Origin of the sequence: Roseivirga sp. BDSF3-8, from assembly GCF_041449215.1 — a bacterium.
Taxonomy (GTDB): Bacteria; Bacteroidota; Bacteroidia; order Cytophagales; family Cyclobacteriaceae; genus JBGNFV01.
In genome coordinates this window covers 2,841,604-2,866,813 of sequence record NZ_JBGNFV010000001.1, presented here as the reverse complement: position 1 = coordinate 2,866,813, position 25,210 = coordinate 2,841,604, and the positions used below count along the sequence as shown (strand labels likewise).

Here is a 25,210-nt window from a genome sequence, read left to right as displayed (position 1 = left end):
TATGTCCATAACAATAAGGTTCAAATCTTATTCACATCCGCCTGAGTCGATCAGCCTCCCAGTGACTGGTTTTCAATAGTGGCCAGCTCGACAACTTTCTCATACTCTTCAGCATTCAGGTCACCGAAGAAGTAGTGCATAGGGTTAATCTTCTTCCCTTGCTTCATTACTTCGTAGTGAAGGTGAGGGGCGGTGCTGGTACCTGTACTACCTACGTAGCCTATGCATTCGCCACGTTTAACAGTCTGCCCTCTTTTCACATTGAAATCATTCATGTGGGCATACTTGGTCTTAAAGCCATACCCATGATCGATTTCGATTTCCTTACCATAGCCGGTTTTAGCGTTTCTAAGCTTTACTACCTTACCATCTGCCGTTGCATAGATTGGCGTGCCGGTAGGAGCCGAAAAATCAATGCCGGTATGAAGTTTCTTTACTTTATAAATAGGATGTATTCTATAACCAAAGCCGCTACTAAGTCGGGTAAGCTCTTTATTACTGATAGGCTGTATGGCAGGTATGGAAGCCCACATCTTGTCCTTGTTCATTGCAAGTTTCATGATATCGTCATATGACTTGTGCTGGACTGTGGCCTTACGCTTTAACTCGTCTACTGACTTACTAAGACTCAGGATCATTTCTTTATCAGACAAACGGCTAGCCTTGAGTGCTTTGTATCGATCCACACCACCAACACCCATCTGCCGGGTTTCACCGGGCAAAGGATCTACCCCGAAAATAGTACGGTAAACATTGTCATCACGCTGCTGCAGGTCTACCATTTTTTTATCCATAGAGGAGACCTCTTTTTCGAGCTTCTGGTAGTAAAAGGCCATCTCCTGGAGTTCTTCCTTCAGCCTGGCTTCTTTCGGGGAATCAAAAAAGCGCATGTAAACAGCAAAACTGATGAATCCGAAAAAACCACACAGAATCAGTATCCCCAGCACATTGAAAATGATGTCGGAGGTTCTGGTTTGAACGCGTTCGTAACGGCACGTCTCAGTATTGTAGTAGTATTTTATTCGAGCCATTAGGTCAAGTTTTTAGGCTCCCGGTAAATTCAACCGGGCCGGAAATACAAAAAGACACAAATCGGGATAAAATACCCAACCAAATGAGGCATAGGCTTGTATCGTGTAGCATTTCCGCAAAAGTGCCGCACTTTTTCACAGCATAAAAAAGAAGCGCAGCGCTAAAACAATATCACAATATCAAGTTGCAAAATAAGCGATCTGGAAACCGGGAATCAAATACCAGATAGCGAATATTAGAATAGTAAAACAGGATACTACTATTTTGAAATTACCCTGAAGTATGAGGCACACAACAACCGCCTTTACACTTCTGATAGCCAATTCTTTAAAATAACAGTGTTAATTAATAAGATTAATCCATGAAACTTTTCTTCACCATACCCATTTCAGAAAAATCGGGAAGGTGTTTTGAACGAAACCATGAAGAGAAAATAAAAGCCCGGTAGCAGGCTAATTGCTTCCCGGGCTTTTTTACATGTCAAATTATGTAATAAGCTGAAGTATAAATTAACTTTTTCCCACTTATTACTTACTGTTCAGTACATTAAGGACATAATTTTCTGTCATGTAAACCCAGCATTTCACTTCCCGACTCAGTCAAGTGTAAATGTAGTACCGCCCCCTTTTTCATCCTTTAATTGTATGCCAAGGTTCTTAAGTTCATCACGGATATGATCGCTCACATCGTAGTTCTTCTCTTCCTTAGCCTTCTTGCGAAGTTCAATGAGCAGCTCTACGGTACCTTCTAATCGCTTCTCCCCTCCACCGTCTTCAGGCAACAGTCCCATCACGTCCGTTATCATACCATCGAAAGTAGCTCTGGCTTTCTCGAACAGGTCTTTACCAAGCACAGCAGGTTGCAGCTTACCGGCATGTACTTCATTAAAAAAGGAGGTAAGCTCATATAATGACGCCAGTGCTCTGGCTGTATTGAAGTCATCACTCATATGAGTGTAGCAGTCCTGTATGCTCTTGGAAATCTTTTCCTGCCATGCCTTGTCAGGCTCTCCCTTACCGGCATATTCCATAGCCCTTACATTTTTAAGGGAGTTCATCAGCCGTTTGTAGCCTTTTTCAGCCGCCTTGAGGGCCTCGTTACTAAAATCTATGGTGCTGCGATAATGGGCCTGCAACAGAAAAAACCGTACAGTCATAGGTGTATAGGCCTGCTCCAGCTTCTCGTGATCACCGGTAAAGAACTCCTCAAGGTTGATGAAGTTTCCCAGAGACTTAGCCATCTTTTGCTGGTCTATTGTCACCATATTATTATGCATCCAATAGTTTACCGGGCTTTCACCGGTAGCACATACATTCTGTGCAATCTCTGCCTCGTGGTGTGGAAACTGCAGATCCATACCGCCGCCGTGGATGTCAAAGGGGTTACCCAGATATTTGGTACTCATAGCCGTACACTCAAGGTGCCAGCCTGGAAACCCTACGCTCCAGGGGCTCTTCCATCGCATGATATGCTCAGGTTTAGCTTTTTTCCAGAGAGCAAAATCAAAGGGGCTGCGTTTTTCATCAAGCCCTTCCGTTTCGCGGGTACCCACAACCAGGTCGTCAAGCACCTTACCACTAAGCTTTCCGTATTCGTGTGAATCAGTATATTTTTTCAGATCGAAATACACGGATCCATTCACTTCATAGGCATAGCCATTTTGCAGTATCTTTTCGATGATATCGATCTGCTCCTGTATATGCCCGGTGGCAGTTGGTTCAATGCTTGGGGGCAGGTTATTAAGCTTATCCATAGACGCGCGATAGCTGAGCGTATAGGAGTGGGCTATTTCCATAGGCTCCAGCTTTTCAAGCTTGGCTTTTTTACTGATGCGGTCTTCACCTGACCCGCTAAGCTCATCTTCGAGGTGCCCTACATCAGTCACATTACGCACATGGCGTACCCTGTAGCCTAAAAAAGCGAGGTACCGGCGAACAATATCAAAGGTAATCGCACTACGCGCGTGCCCCAGGTGAGGATCACCATAAACAGTAGGGCCGCAAACGTATAGTCCCACAAGCCCTTCATTTATAGGTTCAAACTTCTCCTTGCTCCTGGTCAGGGAGTTATATATAAAAACATCTCTGATCGTATCGTTGCGCATAATGCCTTTCTTTGTTTACCAAAATGGCTGCCCGGAGACAGCGCTAATTGGGTGTGGCGACAAAATAAATGATTTTTTGGCAAGGAAAGGAAGAAAAATTGCTTTTCAGGCCTCTGAAAAGGATGTGTCCCTTTATAGTGACTTTAATTTGAACTAATTCTAAATAGTAGTAGGTTTGTAGGTGAATATGCGCAGCGTTTTACCCCGCGTGCCGGGGCGCTTCTGTACCGTACACGTATTATGAAGGAAACAATAGCGGAGAAAGGCGAAAGGAAGTTAAAGGTAGCTCTTATCGGGAATCCCAACTCCGGTAAATCCAGCTTATTCAATCACCTTACCGGGCTAAATCAGAAGGTAGGCAACTTCCCGGGTGTTACGGTAGACAAAAAGACCGGCTCTCTCCGCCTTGATGCGCAAACCAAAGCAGAAATAATCGATCTCCCCGGCACTTACAGCATTTACCCCCGTTCGGCCGATGAGCGTGTGGTATTTGAGGTATTGAGCGGTAGCGATGCCACTGTGAAACCGGATATTGCTGTGGTGGTAGCGGACGTGACGAACCTGCGCAGAAATATGCTGCTGTTCTCACAAATATATGACCTGGGGGTACCGGTGGTGCTGGTCCTAAACATGGTGGACATTGCTGAAGACCTGGGTATCTTCGTCAATGAAGCCTACCTGGGCAAAATGCTGGGTATCCCTGTGCTGAAAATGAACGCGCGCAAAGGAACAGGCATCGATAAGCTAAAGCACTTACTGACTACAGAGATACCAAGTCCCAGCCGTCTTTTCTGGGTGCCCAACGGCACATCTTCTCCCGTACTGGAAAAAATAAATGAAGCCTGTGGCCTGGAAAACCCTTACCAGGGATACCAGATGGCGATGCAGGCTGAACAGAATACTTGGATCGATCCTGACCTTAGGAGCCGTATCCTGGGCTGGAATGACCTTTATGGCTTTAACAAGAAGGAGGCTCAGGCGCAGGAAACCACCCAGCGCTACGCCAAGATCAATAATATGTTGAAAGAGGCCGTACGCTGGCCTGAGGAGAAAGAGGAAAAGCCTTCCTTCTCGGACAAGCTGGATAAGGTGCTTACGCATAAAATCTTCGGCTACCTTATTTTTACCGTTGTTCTCTTCCTGATCTTCCAGGCTATATTCGCATGGGCCACCATACCCATGGATTTTATCGACCTGATATTCTCGGAGGGCAGTGGACTGGTAAAACAGTACTTCCCGGCAGGCCCGCTTACGGATCTACTTGCAGAAGGTATTATTCCCGGCATAGGGGGTATCGTAATATTTATCCCTCAGATAGCTCTTCTTTTTGCCTTCATCGCCTTACTGGAGGAGTCCGGCTATATGGCGCGTGTGGTATTCCTGATGGATAAAATCATGCGCAAGTTTGGCCTTAATGGACGGAGTGTGGTACCCATGCTATCCGGTGTGGCCTGCGCTGTACCAGCTATAATGGCGGCCCGCACAATCGAAAGCACCCGCGACAGACTGATAACCATCTTTGTCACACCCTTTATGACCTGCAGTGCCAGGTTGCCCGTATATGCTATACTTATAGCACTGGTGGTACCCGACACCACCTATTTTGGAGTACTTAATCTACAGGGTATAGTACTGCTGGGCCTCTACATGCTTGGTGTAGTCGGGGCATTGATTACGGCTGTACTGATGAAGTGGGTCATGAAGCATGAGGCTACGGGATTTCTGATAATGGAATTACCCTCTTACCGGAGCCCAAGGTGGAAAAACGTCGGGTTTACTATTCTAAACCGGGTAAAAACCTTCGTATTTGAAGCAGGTAAAATAATCTTTGCTATATCCATCGTGCTATGGGTACTGGCCTCGTATGGCCCTGCTGAAGAAATGGCAAGGGCAGAAGAGGTAGTACGCAGCGAGGCACCTGCAGGTCTGAGTGAAAATGAGATAGACGTACGAATAGCGAGCTATAAGCTGGAACACAGCTTTGCGGGCAAGTTTGGTCATTTTATCGAGCCAGTAATCAGGCCACTTGGTTATGACTGGAAGATCGGTATCGCACTAGTAACCTCATTTGCCGCCAGGGAGGTGTTCGTAGGCACTATGGCAACTATTTATAGCATAGGTGAGGACTTTGAGGATGCTACCACCATACAGGACAGGTTACGCTCTGAGATCAACCCCCGTACCGGAGGCCCTATGTATACCCCGGCGGTGGCCTTTTCCCTGCTGGTATTTTATGCGTTTGCCATGCAGTGCATGAGTACCTTTGCCATTGTAAAAAGAGAAACGAAGAGCTGGAAATGGCCAATTATCCAAACAGGATATATGACACTGATGGCATATGTGGGCGCGTTAATTACCTACCAGCTGATGAGCTGAAATGCCCCTGTTTTATAAATAGCCTGATATTCAGGCAATACAACTTACTTTTTCCGGGTTTTTGTAATCAATGGGGCAGATAATTTTGTTATAAAATTACCCTTTTTCGGGTATCATAACTTTTTTATCTAATGCACCATTTTTTTACTTTCATTCTTTCTTTCTCTTTATTCTGTCTGCCTGGCCTATCTATGGCCCAAAATGAAGAGCAGACTTTACTCGCTTCAAATGCTTCCCTAGAGACTACCGAATCAGTAGCCAACGAGGAAAGCAGAAAGGTCTTGTCTTACCGCACCCAAGGCTCAGGCCCGGTTATTTACCTCTTTGCAGACGGACCGGGCATGAACAGCCACTACCTGGATGAGGTAGGCAAAGCGCTTGCTGACCACGGCTACACCGCAGTAGTGCCTGAATCAAAGCATGCCAATTTTTCCGGTGATATGGAGGCAGAGCCTATTTCTTTGAAGGGCTATGTCGAAGATATCGAATACTTGAGAAAGTCCAGGGGAGATGACAAGATCATCTTATTCGGGCATAAATGGGGCGGAATTCTGGCGATGGCTTATATGGCCGAATATGGCTCTCACGTGAACAAAGTGGTATTGAGTGGCTCGGCAGGCACACATATGGGGTACTTTCAGGATTATGGCTCGCGTATGGTGCAGAAAGTGTCTCCTTATGAAAGGAATCTGATAGGTCAAATTAAAGACAGTCTCAGCAATGGTGGTGATCCCTTACTGCTGGGTCAGGAATTACTCCGCATTTCTGCTCTTGCTCAATTGCATAACAAAGAGAAGTATGCGTCTGAATTAGAGGATAGAGTAATTGACATCACGCTGTTCAATGAAAAAGTCTATAGTCATATGATCAGGCAAATGAGAACTGACGGATATGATCTACGCGATGATCTTATGCGATTTTATAGCCCGGTATTAGTGGTTCAGGGAGAATTTGACATCAATGGAAAACAACATGCCATGAATCTGGCAGACTCATTTCCAGACGCTTCTCTACAATTTATAGAAGAAAGTGCTTCTTACCCCTGGATAGAAAACCCAGAGGCTTACTATGAGGCGATAGCTGGATTTATGAAGTAATCTGCAGCCACCCTATACTTTTATTATAATCTCCGTTATCCATCGTTTTGGTTTGCGGGAATTTATACCTTTGGTCATAAGGTCAATCAAAGGACTGGCATGAATGGTAAACAACGTCCTGTTTTGGAAGAGGGTAAGGATTACTACGTAGAAAACGGTTTCATGGTCTTTACAGAAAGATACCACCGGAAACGTGGGCACTGCTGCCAAAGTGGCTGCCGCCATTGCCCTTATGGTTTTCGCCGAGAAAAATAACCAGGCACCCCCGGATTTATATAGAATAAAGTTCCTCTTTTTTTATATTTTAAGTATTTCGCTAACTGATTGCCGTTTCCTAAGTTGGTAAGAAAAGATAAAAACTGATAAATGGCTTTAAAGGATATTCTTAGGACAGTAGCTGATAATGTAGAGGACGTAGCCCGCTCGGCCAAAGACGGTACGTTTAAGTTCATACTCGGAAAAGTATTAAATAAGTATCTCGACGAAATGCTAGATTTTAAGATCCGCCCTGACGAAGGCACTATTTTTTTACGCCTCACACTTAAGGGTGAAGATGAGCCAACGGTCATTCATGTACGTAAGTACGAGATCGTAAAGGAGTTTGAGGACGGCGAAGAAAAGGACTTTATGATCATCCGTGAGATATTTATCAGTAAAGAATGGATGCATATCATTGCCCAGGAGCAGGTGGTGGATAAGCCCATCGATGTGACCAAGGCGAAAATGGCCCTGAAGCTTCATATCCTTTAATTAATTCAGGGGTACACCACCCCTTCATTTCCTTCTATACTGCCTTCAATCGAATTAATGCCTGCTGCGGTAAACCAGCCTACTGCTGCCGGTCCGTCCGGATTCGTATTTACCACATTGGTCCGGATATTAGCCGGAGGATCGGAAAACAGGCCCCCATTATTGGTTTGCTCCTGTAGTTCCAGCAGGTAAAAGTAATGGCTCTCGGTAATGGACAACAGATCCAGGCTGAACTCATCTTGCTCCTCAAAAGGGTCAGAATTTATCTGTAAGTCAAAAAGGTAATTACCATTTACAAGGCGGTCAGGGAAAAATATCAAATCATCCGGATCTGTTAGTTGCTCCCCGTTCCGGTACACCTTAAGCCGGTAGTGGTCACCCTGTCCGGGTAGCTCAGGTCCATAGTAGTAAAGAAAATAGCCCGCATCCTGGAAGGCCTGCTCTTCTTCAAATGTATAGTACACAGAGTCTATTTGCGGGGCCGCCCTCAGTAGGCTTACAGCGGTATAGGTCTCCCCAGCGTAGTCCACCGTTAATGTATACGTGCGACCCGGCACCCCCTGTAGTGAATCAGTTACATACACCCCGGGGTCCGTTTCGGTAAGCCGGTCACTGGTTCCTTCATTATCAGTGATGGTTACCTTGGCCCCCTCGGCTGCAGGCAGCGGAGCATTTGCAAAGTATGGCGCAGTCAGGTTAAGCCTGACTGTATAAGGCCCCTCATTGTCATACACATTACCATCTACCACCAGCAGTGTCTCCCCCTGGTCCAGGTCTATATCCACCACATCTTCACAGCCCCATGTTATGAGAGCGGGAATAAACAGAATCAGATAAGTCGATAGTCTGAGAGATAATCGTCTCCGCATCAGAATTTAAAGTTAAAGGTGACAGAAGGTAGGATGGTACCGAATATGGACAGCCTTACCGCTTCGGTATTCTGAGGCATGTCTTCATTTTGCTGGAAGTAAATGGTGAACGGATTTCTGCGTCCGTATACATTGTATACTGAAAATACCCATTCGTGGCTAAATCGTCCTCTGCTGCGCCCTTTCAGTGTAGCAGACAGATCCAGACGATGGTAAGGCGGAATGCGGTAATTATTCCGCTTTTGCTCAGTATTATGAGGTGCTGTGATGCCATCCCACACAAACCGCGCATTAGGAAAGGTGGTAGCGACCCCGGTGGCATAGGCAAAGTTGGCACTTAGATTCCACCGGTCGTTCAGGTCATAAAGGCCCACCACATTCAGCACATGCGTCCTGTCATACTTTACTGCATACCATTCATCATTATTTATACCATCCACCTGGCGTTCGCTTCTGGATAGCGTGTAACTAACCCAGCCGTTCAGGCGTCCCTCTTTTTTGCGGGCATACAGCTCCAGGCCATACGCTCTTCCCCGGCCGTACAGCAAGTCACCTTCCAGGAATTCATTCAGTAACAGATCCGCCCCATCCACATAGTCCACCTGGTTTTCCAGTGTTTTGTAAAACACCTCTGCAGAAGTCTCGATAGTATTCTCCTGAAGGTTCCTGAAGTACCCTGCAGCCACCTGGTGGGCAATACCGGGCTTTATATTGCGGGTACTGGGCGACCATATATCCAGCGGTGATGCTGCCGTACTGCTGCTTATAAGGTGAATGTACTGCGCCATCCTGTTATAGCTCAGTTTCAGACTACTCACTCCATTTAGTTCATACCGCATGGAAAAACGCGGCTCCAGGTAAGAGTAATCCTCAATAGTCTCTCCGGAAGTAAACGTTTCAGCATCTACCGGCTCCTTTCTTTCTCCGGTCTCCCCCTCATACGCATACACCGTCTGCGGACCCAGGTAGCGGAAGTGCGATAGGCGCAGGCCATACCGTAAACTGATGCGGTCGTTTACCTCCCACTCATGATCTGCGTATACAGCCCCTTCTACAGCATACTGGCTATCCAGTTCAAGCCGGTTAAATATAGAATTCCCGCTACCGGGTTGAATCAGCCCCGGTTTGAATTCATAATGAATAGCATTGAAGCCGAAATTGAAGGTATTACCAGGCTTGATAAAATAGTTAAAGTCAGCTTTGGCATTGTAATTTATGATGCCGGCATCCCAGTCGAAAGCCTGTGCCCCCTCGGGTATGCCCAGTGAGTACTTGTAATCACTATAGGCAAAAGTGAAGTTAGCAAACCAACGCTCATTAAATAGGTGGTTCCAGCGCACCGTACCGGTGGCATTGCCCCAGTCAAAGGCAAACTCATCTGAGAACTTAGATACATCGCGCCCGAAATAGCCTGAGAGGAATACGGTATTTTTATCGTTGATCCGGTAGTTACCCTTAGCACTCAGATCATAAAAGTAGAGCGTATTGTCACTCAGGTCCTCATCTCCGGTAAGCTTCAGCAGCAGATCAGCATAGGAGCGCCTCCCGGCCACTATAAAGGAGGCTTTATCTTTAATGATAGGTCCTTCTAGGGTAAGGCGGGAAGATACCGTACCTATGCCGCCATTGCCGGTAAAGCGCTGGGTATTTCCTTCCTTCATGCGCACATCCAGTATTGAGGAAAGCCTGCCACCATACACGGCAGGGATACCCCCTTTTATCAGCTCTACATCTTTTACCGCATCAGGGTTAAACACTGAAAACAGACCAAAAAGGTGAGAACTGTTGTACACAGGAGCTTCATCCAGCAGCACCAGATTCTGGTCCACACCCCCTCCGCGTACATTAAATCCGGAGGCTCCCTCTCCTACCGAGCTCACTCCGGGCAACAGTTGTATGGATCGTACCACATCCACCTCACCCAGCAGAGCAGGCATCCGGCTTATGGTCTTCATGTCCACCTTATTCACCCCCATGTCCGTACTCTGTACATTTTCGTCTATGGGCGTGTCTGAGATTACCACCTCGGCCAGTTCTGTAGTCTGCTCCGCAAGCGCCACATTAAGCGTCCTGCTTTCCGTGAGGTCAAGGGATATAGTTTTTTCCTCAAAACCGATATAGCTATATACCAGGGTATACTCTCCCGCCGGGAGGGTAATGGAGTAGTATCCGTAAGGATTCGTAGTGGCACCTTTCTCAAGTTCTTTTACCACTACCGTCACACCAATAAGGCCTTCTCCTGTAGATGCATCCGTTATATAGCCATTCACAGAGTAGCTAGCCTGAGCATTGACTAATGTTGATATAAGCAGTAAGCAGAGGGTTAACAGCCTGCCGGTAAGGAGTATTTTTCTATTCATCGATTTAGTTCATCATGCCACACAGGAGTCTGACAACTTCTCCTCAAAGGAACTTAGTATGCCAAACGAAAAAGATTCCCCTTGGTATTCAAATTTTTTCAAGCGGAAATATTACATGCCAGGCGGCATCCTGAGCACATAACCCTGAGCATGCGTTTAAACAGTTAAAAAAACTTTCAGAAACCAGGTTACAAATATACGTGCCGGACTATTAAGTGTGATCATGAACACCTGAACATCCCTTTTTTTCGTTCAAAAAGCCCGGCCTGACATCCGGGCTTTCTTTTTGTCTTTTTCTCAAAAAACCCCACTGGCTTACTTACTGACAATCAACCAACTGCATCCTTTCAATTGATTTAATTCAAAAAAATCATCTCTGGGTGGGTTACAAATACCTCCATTGTCGATTAAAGTCCGAAATCGCTTCAAGCCACATCGCTGGTGCGAAGTGAAAGCTAAACCTACCATTCGAATAAACATGGAAAAATTCCCGCAGGGTTAACCGCCTGCGGGGAACACACTAGTAAGATTGATTTGGATCAAGAAATAGGGCGCCAGAAGGCACCCTTTTTTCTTTTATTACCCTTATATACCCGTCATCAGTTTTATCAAAAAACAATCCCTCAGATAAGCCCTCACGCATCTACCAACGACTTATTGGCTTATAGCCGCATCTGATTTATACCTTGATTTACGCGGCGGAACCCCAAGAGCATGAATACACCCGGACTAATCATAGTAGATTGAGCAGGCACACTTATCCTTATATGAAGATGACTAATATATTTCCATCACAATAGAGCCCCACCATATTTATCCCCAATATTCTCCGAAACTATATTTTTTGTATATTTTGTGAGGAAACAAAGATGGATAGGGGAATGAAAAAGTTTACGATCATCTTTTCTCTTCTGTTACTATGGGGCTGCAATGCGGTCAAAAAAGAGACGCAGGAGGTGAAAGTACCAGCTGTGGCGCTTCATGATGCCATGCAGGCCGTAACAGATGTGATTGTACATGATATTTTTTCACCACCGGTAGCCAGCCGGATCTATGCCTACTCATCCGTAGGAGCTTACGAAGTGCTTGCCAGTCAGGACTCAGCATTTATCCCTCTTTCCGGTCAGTTACATGGCCTGGCTCCCATTCCCCAACCGGAAAATCCCGTGCACGCCGAAGTGGCGGCCGTGGATGCCTTTTTGAGAATAGGCGAGGCACTTATCTTTTCTGAAGACCGCATTATCTCATACCGTCAGCAGTGGTATGACAGCCTGAAGAACCAGGGCATGAGCGAAGAGCTCCTTGATAATACCCTTGCCTATAGCCAGCAGGTAAAAGACCACATTATGGAGTGGGCTTCGCATGACATGTACAAGCAAACCCGCACTTACCAGAAACACCACATAGGCACCAAAGATGGAGAGTGGCAGCCTACCCCCCCGGCCTATATGGAAGCTATTGAGCCCCACTGGAATAAAATCCGCACCTTTGTACTCGACTCCGCCAGTCAGTTCCGGCCCGCTCCCCCCACTCAGTTCAGTATTGAAGAAGGGTCAGCCTTTTACAAGGAAGTCATGCAAGTGTATGAAACAGGTAAGGGCCTTACCGAAGAGCAGAAAGAAATAGCAAGCTTCTGGGATTGTAATCCTTACGTGATGAATGTGAGAGGTCACGTGATGTTTGCTACCAAGAAGATAACACCAGGTGGACACTGGATGGGCATAACCAAAATAGCCTGTATGGGTAAAGATGCCAGCCTTATCAGAAGTGCTGAAGCCTATGCCCTTACCGCCGTGACCCTGGCCGATGCATTCATTAGTTGCTGGGATGAAAAATACCGCAGTAACCTGATCCGGCCGGAGACTGTGATAAACCGCCACGTGGATGAGGAGTGGATGCCCTTGCTGCAGACTCCGCCCTTTCCCGAATACCCCAGCGGCCATAGTGTCATTAGCACAGCTGCCGCCGAAATGCTCACTTCGCTTTTTGGTGATGCTTATGAATTTGCCGATAGCACCGAAGCATCATACGGGCTGCCCGTGCGCGAATTTGATTCGTTTCGCCATGCCAGCCAGGAGGCCGCCATGAGCAGGCTGTATGGAGGCATACATTACATGCCTGCCATAGAGAACGGAGTAACGGAAGGCAGAGGAGTAGGCCGGTTCATGATAGAGAACATTAATACACGGAAGCCGGTAGTGGCCTCCAATCAAGAATAAACCCAAACACCGCGCATTTGGCCGCGGCACCAGACCTGTATGCTGAAAACAACATTCAAAGCTACCTGTAGCTTATGGGCCCTACTGTGCTTTATTACCCCCGCCTGCACCACCGAAACAGCCGAGCAGACCACTATAGAGGTAACTGAGACTGACTTTTACGCTTCGCAGCTCTTCCATGATGTACAAATGGCCCGCGTCTTTGAAGACTCCAAAACCTTTGTAGACTGCACTCCTAAGTCCAACGCCGGAGAAATTGCCACCCTCTACCTGCAGCAAAAAGAAACCGAGGGGTTTGAGCTCGCTGCTTTTGTGCAGGAGCACTTCACCATGCCTGAAACCCACGGCACGGATTTTACTTCAGACACCAGCCGCAGCATGCAGGAACATATCAGGGAACTCTGGCCCGTACTTACTCGTGAGCCGGATGCCTACAACCCACGGTCAAGCCTCCTCCCCCTGCCCAATGCCTACATAGTACCTGGTGGTCGCTTCAGGGAAATTTACTACTGGGACAGCTACTTTACCATGGAAGGCCTCATGATCAGCGATCAGGAAGACATGGCGCTGAATATGGTACGCAACTTTGCCTACCTGATAGACAGCCTGGGCTTTATCCCTAACGGCAACCGGGACTACTACCTCGGCCGGTCACAGCCTCCCTTTTTCAGCCTGATGGCCGGCCTGGTAACTGAAGATGACCGCGACCTGATGGAGGAGTTGCTTCCTGCCATGCAAAAAGAGTATGACTTCTGGATGGCAGGTGCCGATGGCATACTCGAAGGAGAAGCCTACCGCCGGGTGGTGAAGATGACCGATGGAAGCGTCCTCAACAGGTATTTTGACGATAAGCCCGGCCCCAGGCCCGAAAGCTACCGTGAAGACTACGAGCTGGTGCACTCCCTGGATAATCCTGATACGGCAGCTATGTATACCCATCTGCGGGCAGGGGCTGAGTCCGGCTGGGACTACAGCAGCCGCTGGCTGGCCGATAAGCAGAACCTTAATACCATCCACACTACCGACATCATTCCGGTAGACCTGAACGCCCTCCTCTATCATATGGAGAAGCGGCTGGCCCAGGGCTATGACTGGGGCGGTGATGTAGAACGATCTAAGAACTACCTGCAAAAGGCCGAACGAAGACGGAAAGCTATAATGACCTATCTATGGGATGAAGAAGAAGGCTTTTTCGTAGATTTCGATTTCAAAAAAAATGAGCCGACAGGCGTATTATCCATGGCCGGTGCTTACCCGCTGTTTTTTAACATACCTGACAAGAAAGAAGGAAAAAAAGCTGCGGCCAGGCTGGTTGCTGACTTCCTCAAAGACGGAGGCTTTATTACAACTCTCAATGAAACAGGCCAGCAGTGGGACGCACCCAACGGATGGGCACCGCTGCAGTGGCTAGGCGTGAACGGACTCTATAATTATGGCATGGATGAAGAGGCCGTGTCAGCTGCCGAAAGATGGCTTGAGCGCAATCGTGAAGTGTACAAGGCCACCGGCAAGATGATGGAAAAATACAATGTGGTGAATATCGGACTTCTCGCCGGAGGTGGTGAATATGGCCTGCAGGACGGCTTCGGCTGGACCAACGGCACCGCATTGGCCCTTATGCGCATACTGCAAGACAAGAAGGAGATGGAAAACATGATCTCAGACCAAGATTAACGAATCGATACATGGAGGAAATTAAACTCGAAACCCTGGATATCATCATCATAGTGGTGTATCTGGTGGGTATCATCATCTACGGGATATCCAAGGGCAAACAACAGTCATCGGAAGATTACTTCCTCGCAGGACGAAACATGATCTGGCCGGTAGTAGGTATCTCTCTGTTTGCCGCCAACATAAGCAGCAGTACCTTATTAGGCCTTGCCTCTGATGGCTTTAACCGTAACATGGCCGTTTATAATTACGAATGGATGGCTGCGGTAGTACTCGTTTTCTTCGCTATTTTCTTCCTTCCTTTTTACCTCAAATCCAAAGTATATACCATGCCCGAGTTTCTGGAAAGGCGCTATGACAGCCGCTCCAGGTACTACTTTTCATTCATCACCCTGGTGGGCAACGTGGTGATCGATACCGCCGCCGGTCTCTATGCCGGTAACCTGATCCTGAAACTGATCTTTCCGGAAGCCGATTCCCTTGTCATCATATTGATACTCGCCTTTGCCGCAGCCGCCTATACCATACCCGGCGGACTTAGCTCCGTGGTACATACCGAGGTGATACAGGCCATGCTACTCTTCTTTGGCTCCATTGTACTAACCGTCCTCTGCTTTCAGGAAGTAGGTGGCTGGAATGGCCTGATGACGGGGCTGGATAGCCTGAACGCCAGCGGGGCTATAGACAAAACTCCTGATGAAGTATTTAGCCTGGTGCAACCGCTGGACAGTGACTACATGCCCTGGACCGGACTGCTCTTTGGCGTGCCCCTGCTCGGCTTCTACTTCTGGGCCAATAACCAGTTCATGGTACAGCGCGTGCTAAGTGCCCGGGATCTCAACCATGGACGCTGGGGTGCCCTTTTTGCAGGATTACTCAAGCTTCCTGTACTATACACAATGGTTTTTCCCGGCATTGTCGCCATTGTCATATTTGCTGACCTTGACATTACCGGCATCAACTACATGATAGCTGATGAAAACGGCAATGTATCACCCTGCAGTAACCTGAAGGACTGCCCCAACCTCACCTATCCGGTGCTGTTATATACACTGATCCCAACAGGTCTGCTCGGTCTTTTGATCGCCTCACTACTCGCTGCTATGTCATCGAGTATTTCGGCCACACTCAACTCAGCGTCTACCCTTATCACTATGGACTTTGTAAATACCCTGAAGCCAGGCCTCACCAGCAAACAACTGGTACGTATCGGGCAGATTGCTACCGTAGTATTAGTGCTGCTCGCCGCCCTCTGGGCACCGCAGATCGAGAAGTTCCGCTCCCTCTTTGAGTACCTGCAGATCGTGCTAGGCCTCATAGCCCCGCCGGTAGTAGCGGTATTCCTGCTCGGTCTTTTTTGGAAAAGAGCAAACGGTAACGGTGCATTCGCCGCCCTTATGGCCGGCTTCCTTATGTCGGTAGTGGTGATCTACTCTGAAGCCACTGGCGCCATCCCTGCCCTTAATGAGATACACTTCCTGCACAAAGCCCCTCTGCTTATGCTGGTATGCATGATCGTGCATATCATATTCAGCCTCGGCTCAGCCCCTCCCGCCGAGGCTAAGACTGAAGGCCTGGTATGGAATAAAGCCATGTTTAAGGCAGAAACAGCAGAGCTACGCGGGCTGCCCTGGTATAAAAACTTCCGTATCCTCTCCGTCCTCCTGCTAATTGCCACCGCCATCATTGTGATCTGGTACTGGTAAAAAGCTGGTAACAAAAGAAGAAAAGGCCATCTGCTCTTATGCAGATGGCCTTTTCTTCTTTTTAAGGGTAATGGTAATTTATACCCAGATCGGACACTCACCATTCGTATCCCATTCCGACCAATCCGAATACCACCCCCCTTTTACTTCCTTTGCATTCACATCGGTTTTGAAGCTTTTAACGGCAAGCTGATCAAGCTTCATCTTCTTTTTAATAGCTATTTAAATTAATGTCAAAAAAAGTATTCCCGGAATAAAGCTATTATGAGAATAGCTAACCAACTCATCTTCTGAAAACAATCGCCCATTTTACGCAGTCCTGTATGGGATTACAGCCCATATCTGCTATCTTAATTTCACACAAACCAAACCCATTAACCCATTTCTACATGAAAAAAACCTGGTGGAAAGAAGGCGTGGTCTATCAGATATACCCACGCAGCTTTAAAGACGCAAACGGAGATGGCATGGGTGATCTCCGTGGAATCATCCAAAAACTGGATTATATAAAATCCCTCGGTGTGGACATTGTCTGGCTCTGTCCTGTCTATAAATCACCTAATGACGATAATGGCTATGACATTAGTGATTATCGGAATATCATGGATGAGTTCGGAACCATGGAGGATTTTGATGAGCTGCTGGCAGGCTTCAAAGAGCGGAACATAAAGTTGGTGATGGACCTGGTGGCTAACCACAGTTCTGATGAGCATCGCTGGTTTCAGGAATCACGTAAAAGCAAAGGCAACCCCTACCGCGATTACTACTACTGGAAGCCTGGCAAGCCGGAAGGCGGACCGCCTAATAACTGGCAAAGCTTCTTTAACGGACCCGCATGGGAATACGATGAAGCCACGAATGAGTATTACCTCCATCTTTTCACGAAAAAACAACCAGACCTTAACTGGGAGAACCCGAAGGTAAGGCAAGAAATCTATGATGTTATACGCTATTGGTTTGATAAAGGTGTTGACGGTTTCCGGATGGACGTGATATCAGTCATCAGTAAGCAACTAGCCTTTCCCGATTCTCCAACAGAGGACTTCACCACGCTGGTAGAAAGATATTATGCAAACGGACCGCGTATTCACGAGTTCTTAAGGGAAATGAATGAAAATGTACTGCGGCACTACGACATCATGACAGTAGGCGAGGGCCCGGGTATAGACCTGGAAAACGGCCCGCTGTACGTAGGCGACGGCAGGCAGGAGCTGGACATGATCTTTCACTTTGGCCACATGTTTATAGATAATGGCCCCGGTGGTAAATATGATCCTGTGCCTTACAGCTTTCTACAGTTCAAAAAAGTATTTGCCGAGTGGGACAAGCGACTTAGTGAAGCCGGTGGCTGGGGCAGTATTTTCCTTGGCAACCATGACTTCAGCCGTATGGTCTCACGCTTCGGAGATGATGACACCTACTGGAAAGAGTCTGCCAAAATGCTCAGTACTCTTCTTTTTACACTAAGAGGCACCGTATACGTGTACCAGGGGGATGAAATAGGCATGACCAACGTCGCATTTTCCGACATTAGTCATTATCAGGATGTGGAAACGCTGAATGCGTGGAAGGCCGCCGAAGCAGCCGGCAAGCCGATGGACAGGCAACTGGAACTGGTGCACATGCAGAGCCGTGACAATGCCCGCACCCCTCTGCAGTGGGACAGCTCAGAAAATGCCGGCTTCACCACAGGAAAGCCATGGCTCGGCCTCAACCCAAATCATACCTCCATCAACGTAGCTGCGCAGGAAGATGACCCTGACTCCATCCTGAACTACTACCGTAAAATGGTACGCTTCCGAAAGCAACACAAGGACCTGGTCTACGGAGATTACTTAGACCTGCTTCCTGATGATGAGGCACTGTTTGCCTATGAAAGAAAAGGTGGCAAACACTACCTCATAATACTGAACTTCTCAGCCAGCCAGCACAAGGTACCCTTGCAGAACTTTGAAAACCGCGAGTTACTTATATCCAATTATTCATCCACAGACAATAGCCTGTCCCTCCAACCCTGGGAAGCTAAAGTATTCCTGATCAACTAACCCTACCCCATGAGTAAAAACAACTTGCTGTTCGGAATAGACCTTGGCGGCACCAAAATAGAAGGCGTAGCCCTAAGCGCCACCGACCCCTCAGATGTTGTATGCCGCATGCGGATAGACACTGAAGCTCATGAGGGTTATGAACATATCCTGGACCGTATAAAATTACTGGTGAGTAAGATGGAGAACGAAACCGGCCATAAAGTGACCGCCCTGGGGATAGGCACCCCCGGCTCCATTGACCCCCACTCCGGTCTGCTGAAGAACAGTAATACCACCGTACTCAATCATAAGCCATTTAAGTATGATCTTGAGAAAAAGCTTGGATTTGACACCCTCATTGCCAACGATGCAAACTGCTTTGCCCTGGCCGAGGCCCGGTTGGGTGCGGTACCCCAAAAGGTTCCCGGTGCAAAAATAGTATTCGGCGTGATTATGGGTACTGGCGTTGGCGGAGGTATTGTAATCAATGGCCTGGTACTGAATGGCAATATGGGCATTGCCGGTGAATGGGGTCATAATCACTTGGACGACAGCGGTGGCCCCTGCTATTGCGGTAAAGTGGGATGCGTGGAAAAGGTATTGTCAGGCCCCTCACTAGAGCGGTATTATGAAAGCGAGTCTGGCGAAAAGCGGAAGCTCAAGGAGATAGTAAACCGCACCAATAATGATGAGGCGGCTCGTAAAACCATACACCGACTGCAACATTTTTTTGGCAAAGGTATTTCCGTAGTGATTAACATCCTCGATCCGGACGTGATCGTATTAGGTGGGGGCGTCACCAATATTGATTCGCTCTATTCCGAAGGAGTCAAATCAGCCGAAGAGTTTGTTTTCAACACCCGTTTCGATACGCCCATTATCCGCCCCAAATTAGGCGACAGTGCAGGCGTATTCGGAGCTGCTCTGCTAATCGCAGATTAATTCATCTTAGCTATTCCGGGCCATACCCGAAGGGACATGTTACATTTACTGTCTCCCGGCCAATAAATACCTACTCACCCAATAATATAGCCATGAGCAATGAGGTATTTATGAACTATTGGATAGGTCAGGAACCCACCGGGCCCGGTAAGTCACCCCAGCTTAACCAGATACCCTCTTATGTGGACATCGTTCCATTGGCCTTTGTCACTATCGATGATCAGTACCAGTTAAGCTTTGACTTTCTAACTCAGCAAAACTCTGCTGATACCATCAAAGGCTGGATCAAAGAAGTAAAAGCGAATGGCACCAAAGTGCTTCTGTCTATCAATTCCGACAAATTCGTCTCTCTCCCGGACGTAGACACCTTCGCCACGCAGGTAGCCCAGGCAGTAACAGACTGGGGTGTGGACGGCATCGATATTGACTTTGAGCCACCCAGCGCTAACAACCAACTGGTGACGGTAACCCGTGCCATCCGGCAAAAACTCGTAGCCAATGCCATCATGTCTTCACCTATTTATTTCCCCTGGGAGTATTATCCCCAAAGCTTCATCAGAGACTTTGCAGCCAGCCTGGACTACATTAGCACCATGGACTACACACCCTATCCGGGGTATGATAACACCATCCAACTAGTAGAAGCCTACGCCAAGCAACTAGGTTCTTATGAAAAACTACTGATCGGTATGAGCTGTATGCAGCCCTCTAACAATAACGCCACGCCCCTCGATGATGTCAAAAAGCTTAGCGCCTGGGAACCTACTTCCGGTCAAAAAGCCGGGGCAATGCTTTACACCTTTTCATACGACATAGAAGCGAGACCCAAAGGAGGCACAGGTTATCCCGACGGCACCTACACTAAAACTATACATGATAATTTACCCTGAATGAAGAGGTACATGGTGGATCTGGAATCCAGTCCTTATTTTGGAAAGATCCTTATTGGATAAGCAAAATACGTGCAAAGTGGAGAAGATTGAATAAAAGACGGCTTGTACACCACCTGTCAACTCAGACATTGGTAGCTACTTCCTTGCTATCAGGATAAGGTAAATTAGACTTTTTTTGCATCTGACATTTATAAGAAAGGCGAAACAGGTCTATGGGAACAACTGTACCATTTTTTAAGACAAACCCAGTAAGCCTCTTCAGCTTTTCAACCTCATAAATAAGCCACTTCATCAACCAAGTACCCTCCTTACACCAATTTCCGTTTTAAGGAGCAGGGCCTCTCCACGGCGCTTTACCACGTAGTTGCTTTAATCCATCAGGTTAAAACGAAGAGCTATGGCCAGGATAAAGAGGACCAATATTAATCCCGGAGAAAATGCCACATTCAAGCAGCCAATATCCCCGTAATAGCTCCTCCCAGCAGGAGAGGCATAAGTAAAAAGTAACTGTTCCTGTCCTGGATAGTAAAAGCCTATGCTGAAGTAGGGTAATTTTCTGTATTTTCTCTATCAGCATTAAATAATGCCTCCAGCAAGTCCATATCCCTGTATCGTAAAAAACTGGTTTTCAATTGAGGCATCCCATCTACGTACAGCGCATGAGAATTACTCATGTTTCCCTTTTTAAACCTTTCAACCTCTCTCAGAGGCACAGTAGTAGTGACGCCACCTTCATATCTGGAAATAAAATATCCATCAGAGGTAAATATGTACGGGTTTTTTAACAGGTGCCTTAATCTAATAACAGAGAGCCCTATAAAAAAAGTAAAAGCCAGCGCCAGTATGAAAATAAGCTCCTGCGCCAAATCCTTCGTTTGTACCATTATCACTGGTATAAAGAATGGAGCAATCACCATTAAAACCTTGAGGAGCCTATCCCACCAAGGCATCGTCATGTTAAATGGCTCAGTTACCCTGGTTGCTGTGGTACCCCCTGATACTTTATCGATCATGGAGCGAATATATTTTTCCAGCGACTTCCCGTTAGCTTCAGAAAGGGCGTACAGGACTACCTCACACTTATTTTGAAAGATGAAGTGTAATCCCCTACCCCGGTAAAATACATCCTCAATATCCTGAAAGGTTACAGTATAAGAGTGCCATCCATTAAGTATAGACCGCTGAATAAGGTGTAGAAATGTACCATCGGAATAAACCACTGTCCTGTTCGTAAAACCTCTTATGATACCATATACCAAAAAGAGAGCAAAGAACAAATAGGCCCCGTCACTTTCGGAATCATCGAAATTATACACGTAATAAACGGCCAGAGCTATTAACCCAATCCATAATGGAATAAGCTTAGTCAAGGTATACCGGAGAGTTTCGGACAGTTTAAATTCGGATACTTCTTCTTTCATGTTCAGGTAGCCAATTACCGTAAATCACTCAGTTCACTCCTCTCAACTTCCTACAAAAATAAGGGTTATTTAGGAAATAATATTAATGTACTTGCTTTTGCATAGCCAATATAAATTGTATTTTTACAATACATGACTTAGCAACCCACCCCTCCCTTTCACGAAGAATATTACCCTTAACCGGGCCGGTACTGAACCGTTTCTCAACCGTCTTTACACCATGCTAAGAAGGGTTAACCTTTAGCCTAAGTATACCCTTTCTCTGCCTCTTCAAACCCCTTCATCAATTGCATATTTCGTTGATTAACACTGATTTCATGATCAGAATACACCTGCTAATCAGGCTCTAGACGGAAGTTCAGCAATATGCATAAAAAAAGACCACCTGCCTGTGCAGATGGTCTTAAGAAAGAGTCATAGCTATTGCCCTTTCTTTATCTTACTGTCCTTTCAGTCTTTTGCGATCTGCAACACTACCCTGAAACGTGCTTCATTATTGATCATGCGATCATACGCTTCAGCCGCCTTCTCAAGCGGGTAAGTTTCAATCATTGGCAACACATGGGTCTGAGCACTGAAGTTGAGTGTGTCTTCAGAGTCGCGCGCCGTACCACTGGCCCAGCCCCCTATTGATTTGCTGCCCGGAATAAGCTGCAGAGAAGAGACCTCTATATTATCATTGGCAGCAGCTATCACCATAAGCTGGCCCTTTACTCCCAGCCCGTTAATCACACTACTGATCGCCTTACCACTGGGGGCGGTGGCCAGTATCACCTTAGCCCCTCCAAGCTTCTGCAGCTCTTCTGCAGCATCTTTTTCCTTCGCATTTATGAAGTAATCAGCCCCAAGGTCATCTGCCAGATCCTTTTTATCGTTACTGGTAGAAATCGCCGCCACACGATACCCCATCTTTTTAGCATACTGTACCCCCAGGTGTCCCAGTCCGCCAAGACCCTGCACGCCCACCAGATCTCCCGGCCGTACATCAGTATTTCTTAAGGCATTGAATACGGTAATCCCTGCACATAACAGAGGAGCCGCTTCCTCTGACTTCATATCATCAGGAATAGCTGCTACAGCCTCATGAGGCGCAACCATATATTCGGCATAGCCCCCGTCATAGCTAATACCAGTTATCTGAGCATTCTCGCAGTCTATAAAATCGCCACGACGGCAAGGTACACACGTAAAACAATGCCCGCCATGCCAGCCTACCCCTACGCGCTGGCCCTCTTTCCAGGCAGTAACTTTGTCACCCACCTTTTCGACCATGCCAACAATCTCGTGCCCGGGGATGCGCGGATATTCAATGCCCGGCCAGGCCCCTTCTTTCACGAACATATCACTGTGACAGATACCACAAGCCTCTACTTTAATGAGGACTTCATTTTCTTTAGGTTGAGGAATATCGCGATCAACTATTTCAAAGTCGCCGCCCGCTTTGGCTATTTGTATTGCTTTCATTTCTGATAGAATGTAAATGAATAAATTCGGTACCAGATAAAGCAATTGGCCATGCAAATGTTTGCCCTTAAGACCAGGGTATACCCCTGTTAATCAAGGGACTGTAGTATTTCTTCTGCCTGAGTAGAATAGGGTATTGCCTCGGCATCCTTAGCCAGGCGCTCGAGCCAGAATCGTGCCTCGCGGTTATTCTCCTCCTTCAGGTAAGTCAGCGCCAGATACCATGCGGCCCGGTCACTAAGCGGGCTGTCCTGCCCCACTACCTCCTGCAGGTGAGCCTTCGCATTATCCGGCTTATCAGCCTCCAGGTAAGATACCGCTGCCATAAAACGCACATAGGCATTATCTGTATGGCTGCGCAAGTAATCCTCAAAGCGGTAAGCTGCCTCCCCATAGCGGCCCTCATTATACAGGTTGCCTGCTTCTGCCAGCTCAGCATCCATACTACCCCGTGCTCCGCTGTAAGCAGGTCTCTCGTAGTATTGAGCATACAAGTCATCAGGTCCGCCACGTAAGGCTCCGCTCATCCACAAAGTAAAGGCCATTATGATAGCCAGAGATGCAGCGGCTGCCAGCCACCAGCGGGTATTGCTTTTTCCTGCCGGTTGGATCGCCTTTTCTTCTGGCCGGGGAGCACTGATCACCTCCTGATGTATGTCCCTTAGCCTGGATCGCAGAGAGTCGTTCTTCTGTTTTTTTATGCCGTCCCGTAATGCCGTCCGCAGGTTTACTTCGCTTCGCATGTCTGAATCTGCGTGCATTTCCTGCTCAAAGGCCTTTCTTTCTGCACCGGTCATTTTATTTTGCACATAGCGGTCGACTCGTACGTCTTTCTCTGATGGTTGATTAGTCTTCATAAAAAAATATTATCAGTACGTGTCTACTTGATTGTATAGCCGCTAAAAATATAACAACTGCTTAAGCGATTCATTTTCACCGATCATATCACGAAATTTCTTCAGGCAGGCATGCTTCTTATTTCTGGCGACTGCCTCACTTGCCATTTCAAGCGTCCCCGCTATCTCTTTCATGCTTTTTTTATGATAATAAAACAGCGTAAGTACGGACCTGCACTTATCTCCCAGCTCTTTAAGCAGGGAAGCCACGATTTCCGAACGCTCATTTTCCAGTAACACATTCATATCACTCTCCTGCACCTTTTCAAACTCATGATCATCAAGCAGTCTGGCTCTGTTGGAATTCTGACGTAGTTTATCCATCCATAAATTACGGCTGACTGAATAAAGATAGGTCTTTACTGAGCAGGAGAGTTCAAAACCTCCATCATTTGCCTTGTGATATAGCACGATCAGACTATCCTGAAATACGTCGCATGCATCATCCTTCGTGCCGCTGTTTTTCATCACAAAAGATTCTATAAGCCCATAGTACTCATTGTATAGGTAGGTCATAAACCGATTCTCGCTCTTCTCGTCACCAGATGCGAGCCCGCTCATTATTTCTTCTCTTGAATAGTTTACTCTCATTCAGGTCGATGCCATGACTTACGGGGCCCGGCCTGTGATTCCGGCGGTTCCCAGTTGACTTTAAGTTATTCGAAAATGTGAAGATTTCCGGATAAAGGTAGTAAATTAAGCCCTTCCACACAGGCGAAATCTATCCAAACAAATAATTACCAAGTATGCTAAATGATAAGGAAAATGTAGGTGTGCCACCATTAGAAGAAGGCGACCCGTATGTAATTGTTGTTTCGTCAGGAGGACCTCCTTCAGATGATGACCTCGAAAATACACCTGGCGGTATCATCAAGGTTAAATTCCCATTTGAACTGGCCTCTCTTTCTGGTAATGCAGGTAAGGTAACCATAATCGCCGATTTTATTAATTCGGCCGAAGAACTGTTATTCACCGAAACCTTTGGTCCCCTCACTCTTTCTCCTTCTGGCACCCCCATTTACATTACGGTTGACTACAATGATATTCCCGATGACGCCCTGACGCTCATCCGGCTAAAATGGAGCATGGAGGGGAGCAGCCATCAAAACCTTCTGCTTACTGTTCCTTTCAGTTACCCTGCTTCTCAAAAGGAGTATCTGAAAAAGGTAAAGCTGAAATACCAAAAAAAACCTAACTAAATCGCATAGATACAAAAAGAGGGCCTTTGCTCTCTTTTTTTCATTCTGTTAATCCATCTTTATAAATTCACCTTCTCTACCTTAATTGCCTTCTGCTACAGGTTTATGAGATACATTTCAGTCATCCGGATACTGTTCTTTACATATTGCATAGTCTGTCATGTTCATTTTTCCTACGCAA

The 25,210-nt window shown here is 46.9% G+C and carries 20 protein-coding genes; 11 read left to right on the top strand and 9 right to left on the bottom strand.

Features of this window, described 5'->3' with window-relative positions; genetic code table 11:
* Positions 1–50: 50 nt before the first annotated feature.
* Positions 51–1,031 carry a M23 family metallopeptidase gene (locus tag AB9P05_RS11745; RefSeq protein WP_371909015.1) on the bottom strand — a complete coding sequence of 327 codons (981 nt, stop codon included), beginning with the start codon at positions 1,029–1,031 and terminating at the stop codon, positions 51–53.
* Between the two features lie 596 nt (positions 1,032–1,627).
* Positions 1,628–3,136, bottom strand: a complete 1,509-nt coding sequence (gene cysS / locus AB9P05_RS11740; RefSeq protein ID WP_371909014.1) for a cysteine--tRNA ligase — start codon at positions 3,134–3,136, stop codon at positions 1,628–1,630.
* Positions 3,137–3,376: 240 nt separating this feature from the next.
* On the opposite strand from cysS, the gene feoB reads away from it, so the two are divergent.
* The 4 genes from feoB (at position 3,377) to AB9P05_RS11720 (ending at position 7,359) form a co-directional block, all read left to right on the top strand.
* A complete protein-coding gene (feoB, locus tag AB9P05_RS11735) occupies positions 3,377–5,512 on the top strand; it encodes a ferrous iron transport protein B (RefSeq protein WP_371909013.1) in 2,136 nt (711 codons plus the stop codon).
* Positions 5,513–5,643: 131 nt separating this feature from the next.
* Complete coding sequence (locus AB9P05_RS11730; protein ID WP_371909012.1) at positions 5,644–6,609, top strand: alpha/beta fold hydrolase; 966 nt, start codon at positions 5,644–5,646, stop codon at positions 6,607–6,609.
* A 99-nt stretch (positions 6,610–6,708) separates the two neighbouring features.
* Entirely contained in the window at positions 6,709–6,864 is a 156-nt protein-coding gene (locus AB9P05_RS11725; protein ID WP_371909011.1) for a DUF5522 domain-containing protein, read from the top strand.
* A gap of 111 nt (positions 6,865–6,975) precedes the next feature.
* On the top strand, positions 6,976–7,359 hold the full coding sequence (locus AB9P05_RS11720; protein WP_371909010.1) for a hypothetical protein: 384 nt from the start codon (positions 6,976–6,978) through the stop codon (positions 7,357–7,359).
* A gap of 5 nt (positions 7,360–7,364) precedes the next feature.
* On the opposite strand, the gene AB9P05_RS11715 is transcribed toward AB9P05_RS11720, so the two are convergent.
* A complete protein-coding gene (locus AB9P05_RS11715) occupies positions 7,365–8,228 on the bottom strand; it encodes a DUF4249 domain-containing protein (protein ID WP_371909009.1) in 864 nt (287 codons plus the stop codon).
* Positions 8,228–10,588 carry a carboxypeptidase-like regulatory domain-containing protein gene (locus AB9P05_RS11710; RefSeq protein WP_371909008.1) on the bottom strand — a complete coding sequence of 787 codons (2,361 nt, stop codon included), beginning with the start codon at positions 10,586–10,588 and terminating at the stop codon, positions 8,228–8,230. The genes AB9P05_RS11715 and AB9P05_RS11710 overlap by 1 nt, the downstream gene beginning before the upstream one ends.
* A gap of 881 nt (positions 10,589–11,469) precedes the next feature.
* Here AB9P05_RS11710 and AB9P05_RS11705 point away from each other — a divergent pair.
* Genes AB9P05_RS11705 through AB9P05_RS11695 form a run of 3 tightly spaced genes read left to right on the top strand, consistent with a single transcriptional unit; the run spans position 11,470 to position 16,187 of the window.
* A complete protein-coding gene (locus tag AB9P05_RS11705; protein ID WP_371909007.1) occupies positions 11,470–12,807 on the top strand; it encodes a vanadium-dependent haloperoxidase in 1,338 nt (445 codons plus the stop codon).
* Positions 12,808–12,846: 39 nt separating this feature from the next.
* On the top strand, positions 12,847–14,481 hold the full coding sequence (gene treF, locus AB9P05_RS11700) for an alpha,alpha-trehalase TreF (protein WP_371909006.1): 1,635 nt from the start codon (positions 12,847–12,849) through the stop codon (positions 14,479–14,481).
* An 11-nt stretch (positions 14,482–14,492) separates the two neighbouring features.
* The gene (locus AB9P05_RS11695; RefSeq protein WP_371909005.1) at positions 14,493–16,187 is read left to right on the top strand and encodes a sodium:solute symporter; all 1,695 of its coding nucleotides are present in this window, start codon (positions 14,493–14,495) and stop codon (positions 16,185–16,187) included.
* Between the two features lie 78 nt (positions 16,188–16,265).
* Here the strand turns inward: AB9P05_RS11695 and AB9P05_RS11690 are convergent, their stop codons facing one another.
* A complete protein-coding gene (locus AB9P05_RS11690) occupies positions 16,266–16,391 on the bottom strand; it encodes a pinensin family lanthipeptide (protein WP_371909004.1) in 126 nt (41 codons plus the stop codon).
* Between the two features lie 185 nt (positions 16,392–16,576).
* On the opposite strand from AB9P05_RS11690, the gene AB9P05_RS11685 reads away from it, so the two are divergent.
* The 3 genes from AB9P05_RS11685 (at position 16,577) to AB9P05_RS11675 (ending at position 20,046) form a co-directional block, all read left to right on the top strand.
* On the top strand, positions 16,577–18,232 hold the full coding sequence (locus tag AB9P05_RS11685) for an alpha-glucosidase (protein WP_371909003.1): 1,656 nt from the start codon (positions 16,577–16,579) through the stop codon (positions 18,230–18,232).
* 9 nt (positions 18,233–18,241) lie between these two features.
* The gene (locus AB9P05_RS11680) at positions 18,242–19,156 is read left to right on the top strand and encodes an ROK family protein (RefSeq protein ID WP_371909002.1); all 915 of its coding nucleotides are present in this window, start codon (positions 18,242–18,244) and stop codon (positions 19,154–19,156) included.
* Positions 19,157–19,248: 92 nt separating this feature from the next.
* Entirely contained in the window at positions 19,249–20,046 is a 798-nt protein-coding gene (locus AB9P05_RS11675; RefSeq protein ID WP_371909001.1) for a glycosyl hydrolase family 18 protein, read from the top strand.
* A 536-nt stretch (positions 20,047–20,582) separates the two neighbouring features.
* Here the strand turns inward: AB9P05_RS11675 and AB9P05_RS11670 are convergent.
* The 4 genes from AB9P05_RS11670 to AB9P05_RS11655 form a co-directional block, all read right to left on the bottom strand.
* A complete protein-coding gene (locus tag AB9P05_RS11670; protein WP_371909000.1) occupies positions 20,583–21,470 on the bottom strand; it encodes a hypothetical protein in 888 nt (295 codons plus the stop codon).
* Positions 21,471–21,920: 450 nt separating this feature from the next.
* Positions 21,921–22,934, bottom strand: a complete 1,014-nt coding sequence (locus AB9P05_RS11665) for an alcohol dehydrogenase (protein WP_371908999.1) — start codon at positions 22,932–22,934, stop codon at positions 21,921–21,923.
* Between the two features lie 89 nt (positions 22,935–23,023).
* On the bottom strand, positions 23,024–23,791 hold the full coding sequence (locus AB9P05_RS11660; protein WP_371908998.1) for a tol-pal system YbgF family protein: 768 nt from the start codon (positions 23,789–23,791) through the stop codon (positions 23,024–23,026).
* Positions 23,792–23,833: 42 nt separating this feature from the next.
* Positions 23,834–24,421, bottom strand: coding sequence for an RNA polymerase sigma factor (locus tag AB9P05_RS11655; RefSeq protein WP_371908997.1), 588 nt, complete (start codon positions 24,419–24,421; stop codon positions 23,834–23,836).
* 155 nt (positions 24,422–24,576) lie between these two features.
* On the opposite strand from AB9P05_RS11655, the gene AB9P05_RS11650 reads away from it, so the two are divergent.
* Positions 24,577–25,029 (top strand): hypothetical protein, encoded by a 453-nt coding sequence (locus AB9P05_RS11650; RefSeq protein WP_371908996.1) that lies wholly within the window; start codon positions 24,577–24,579, stop codon positions 25,027–25,029.
* Positions 25,030–25,210: the final 181 nt, after the last annotated feature.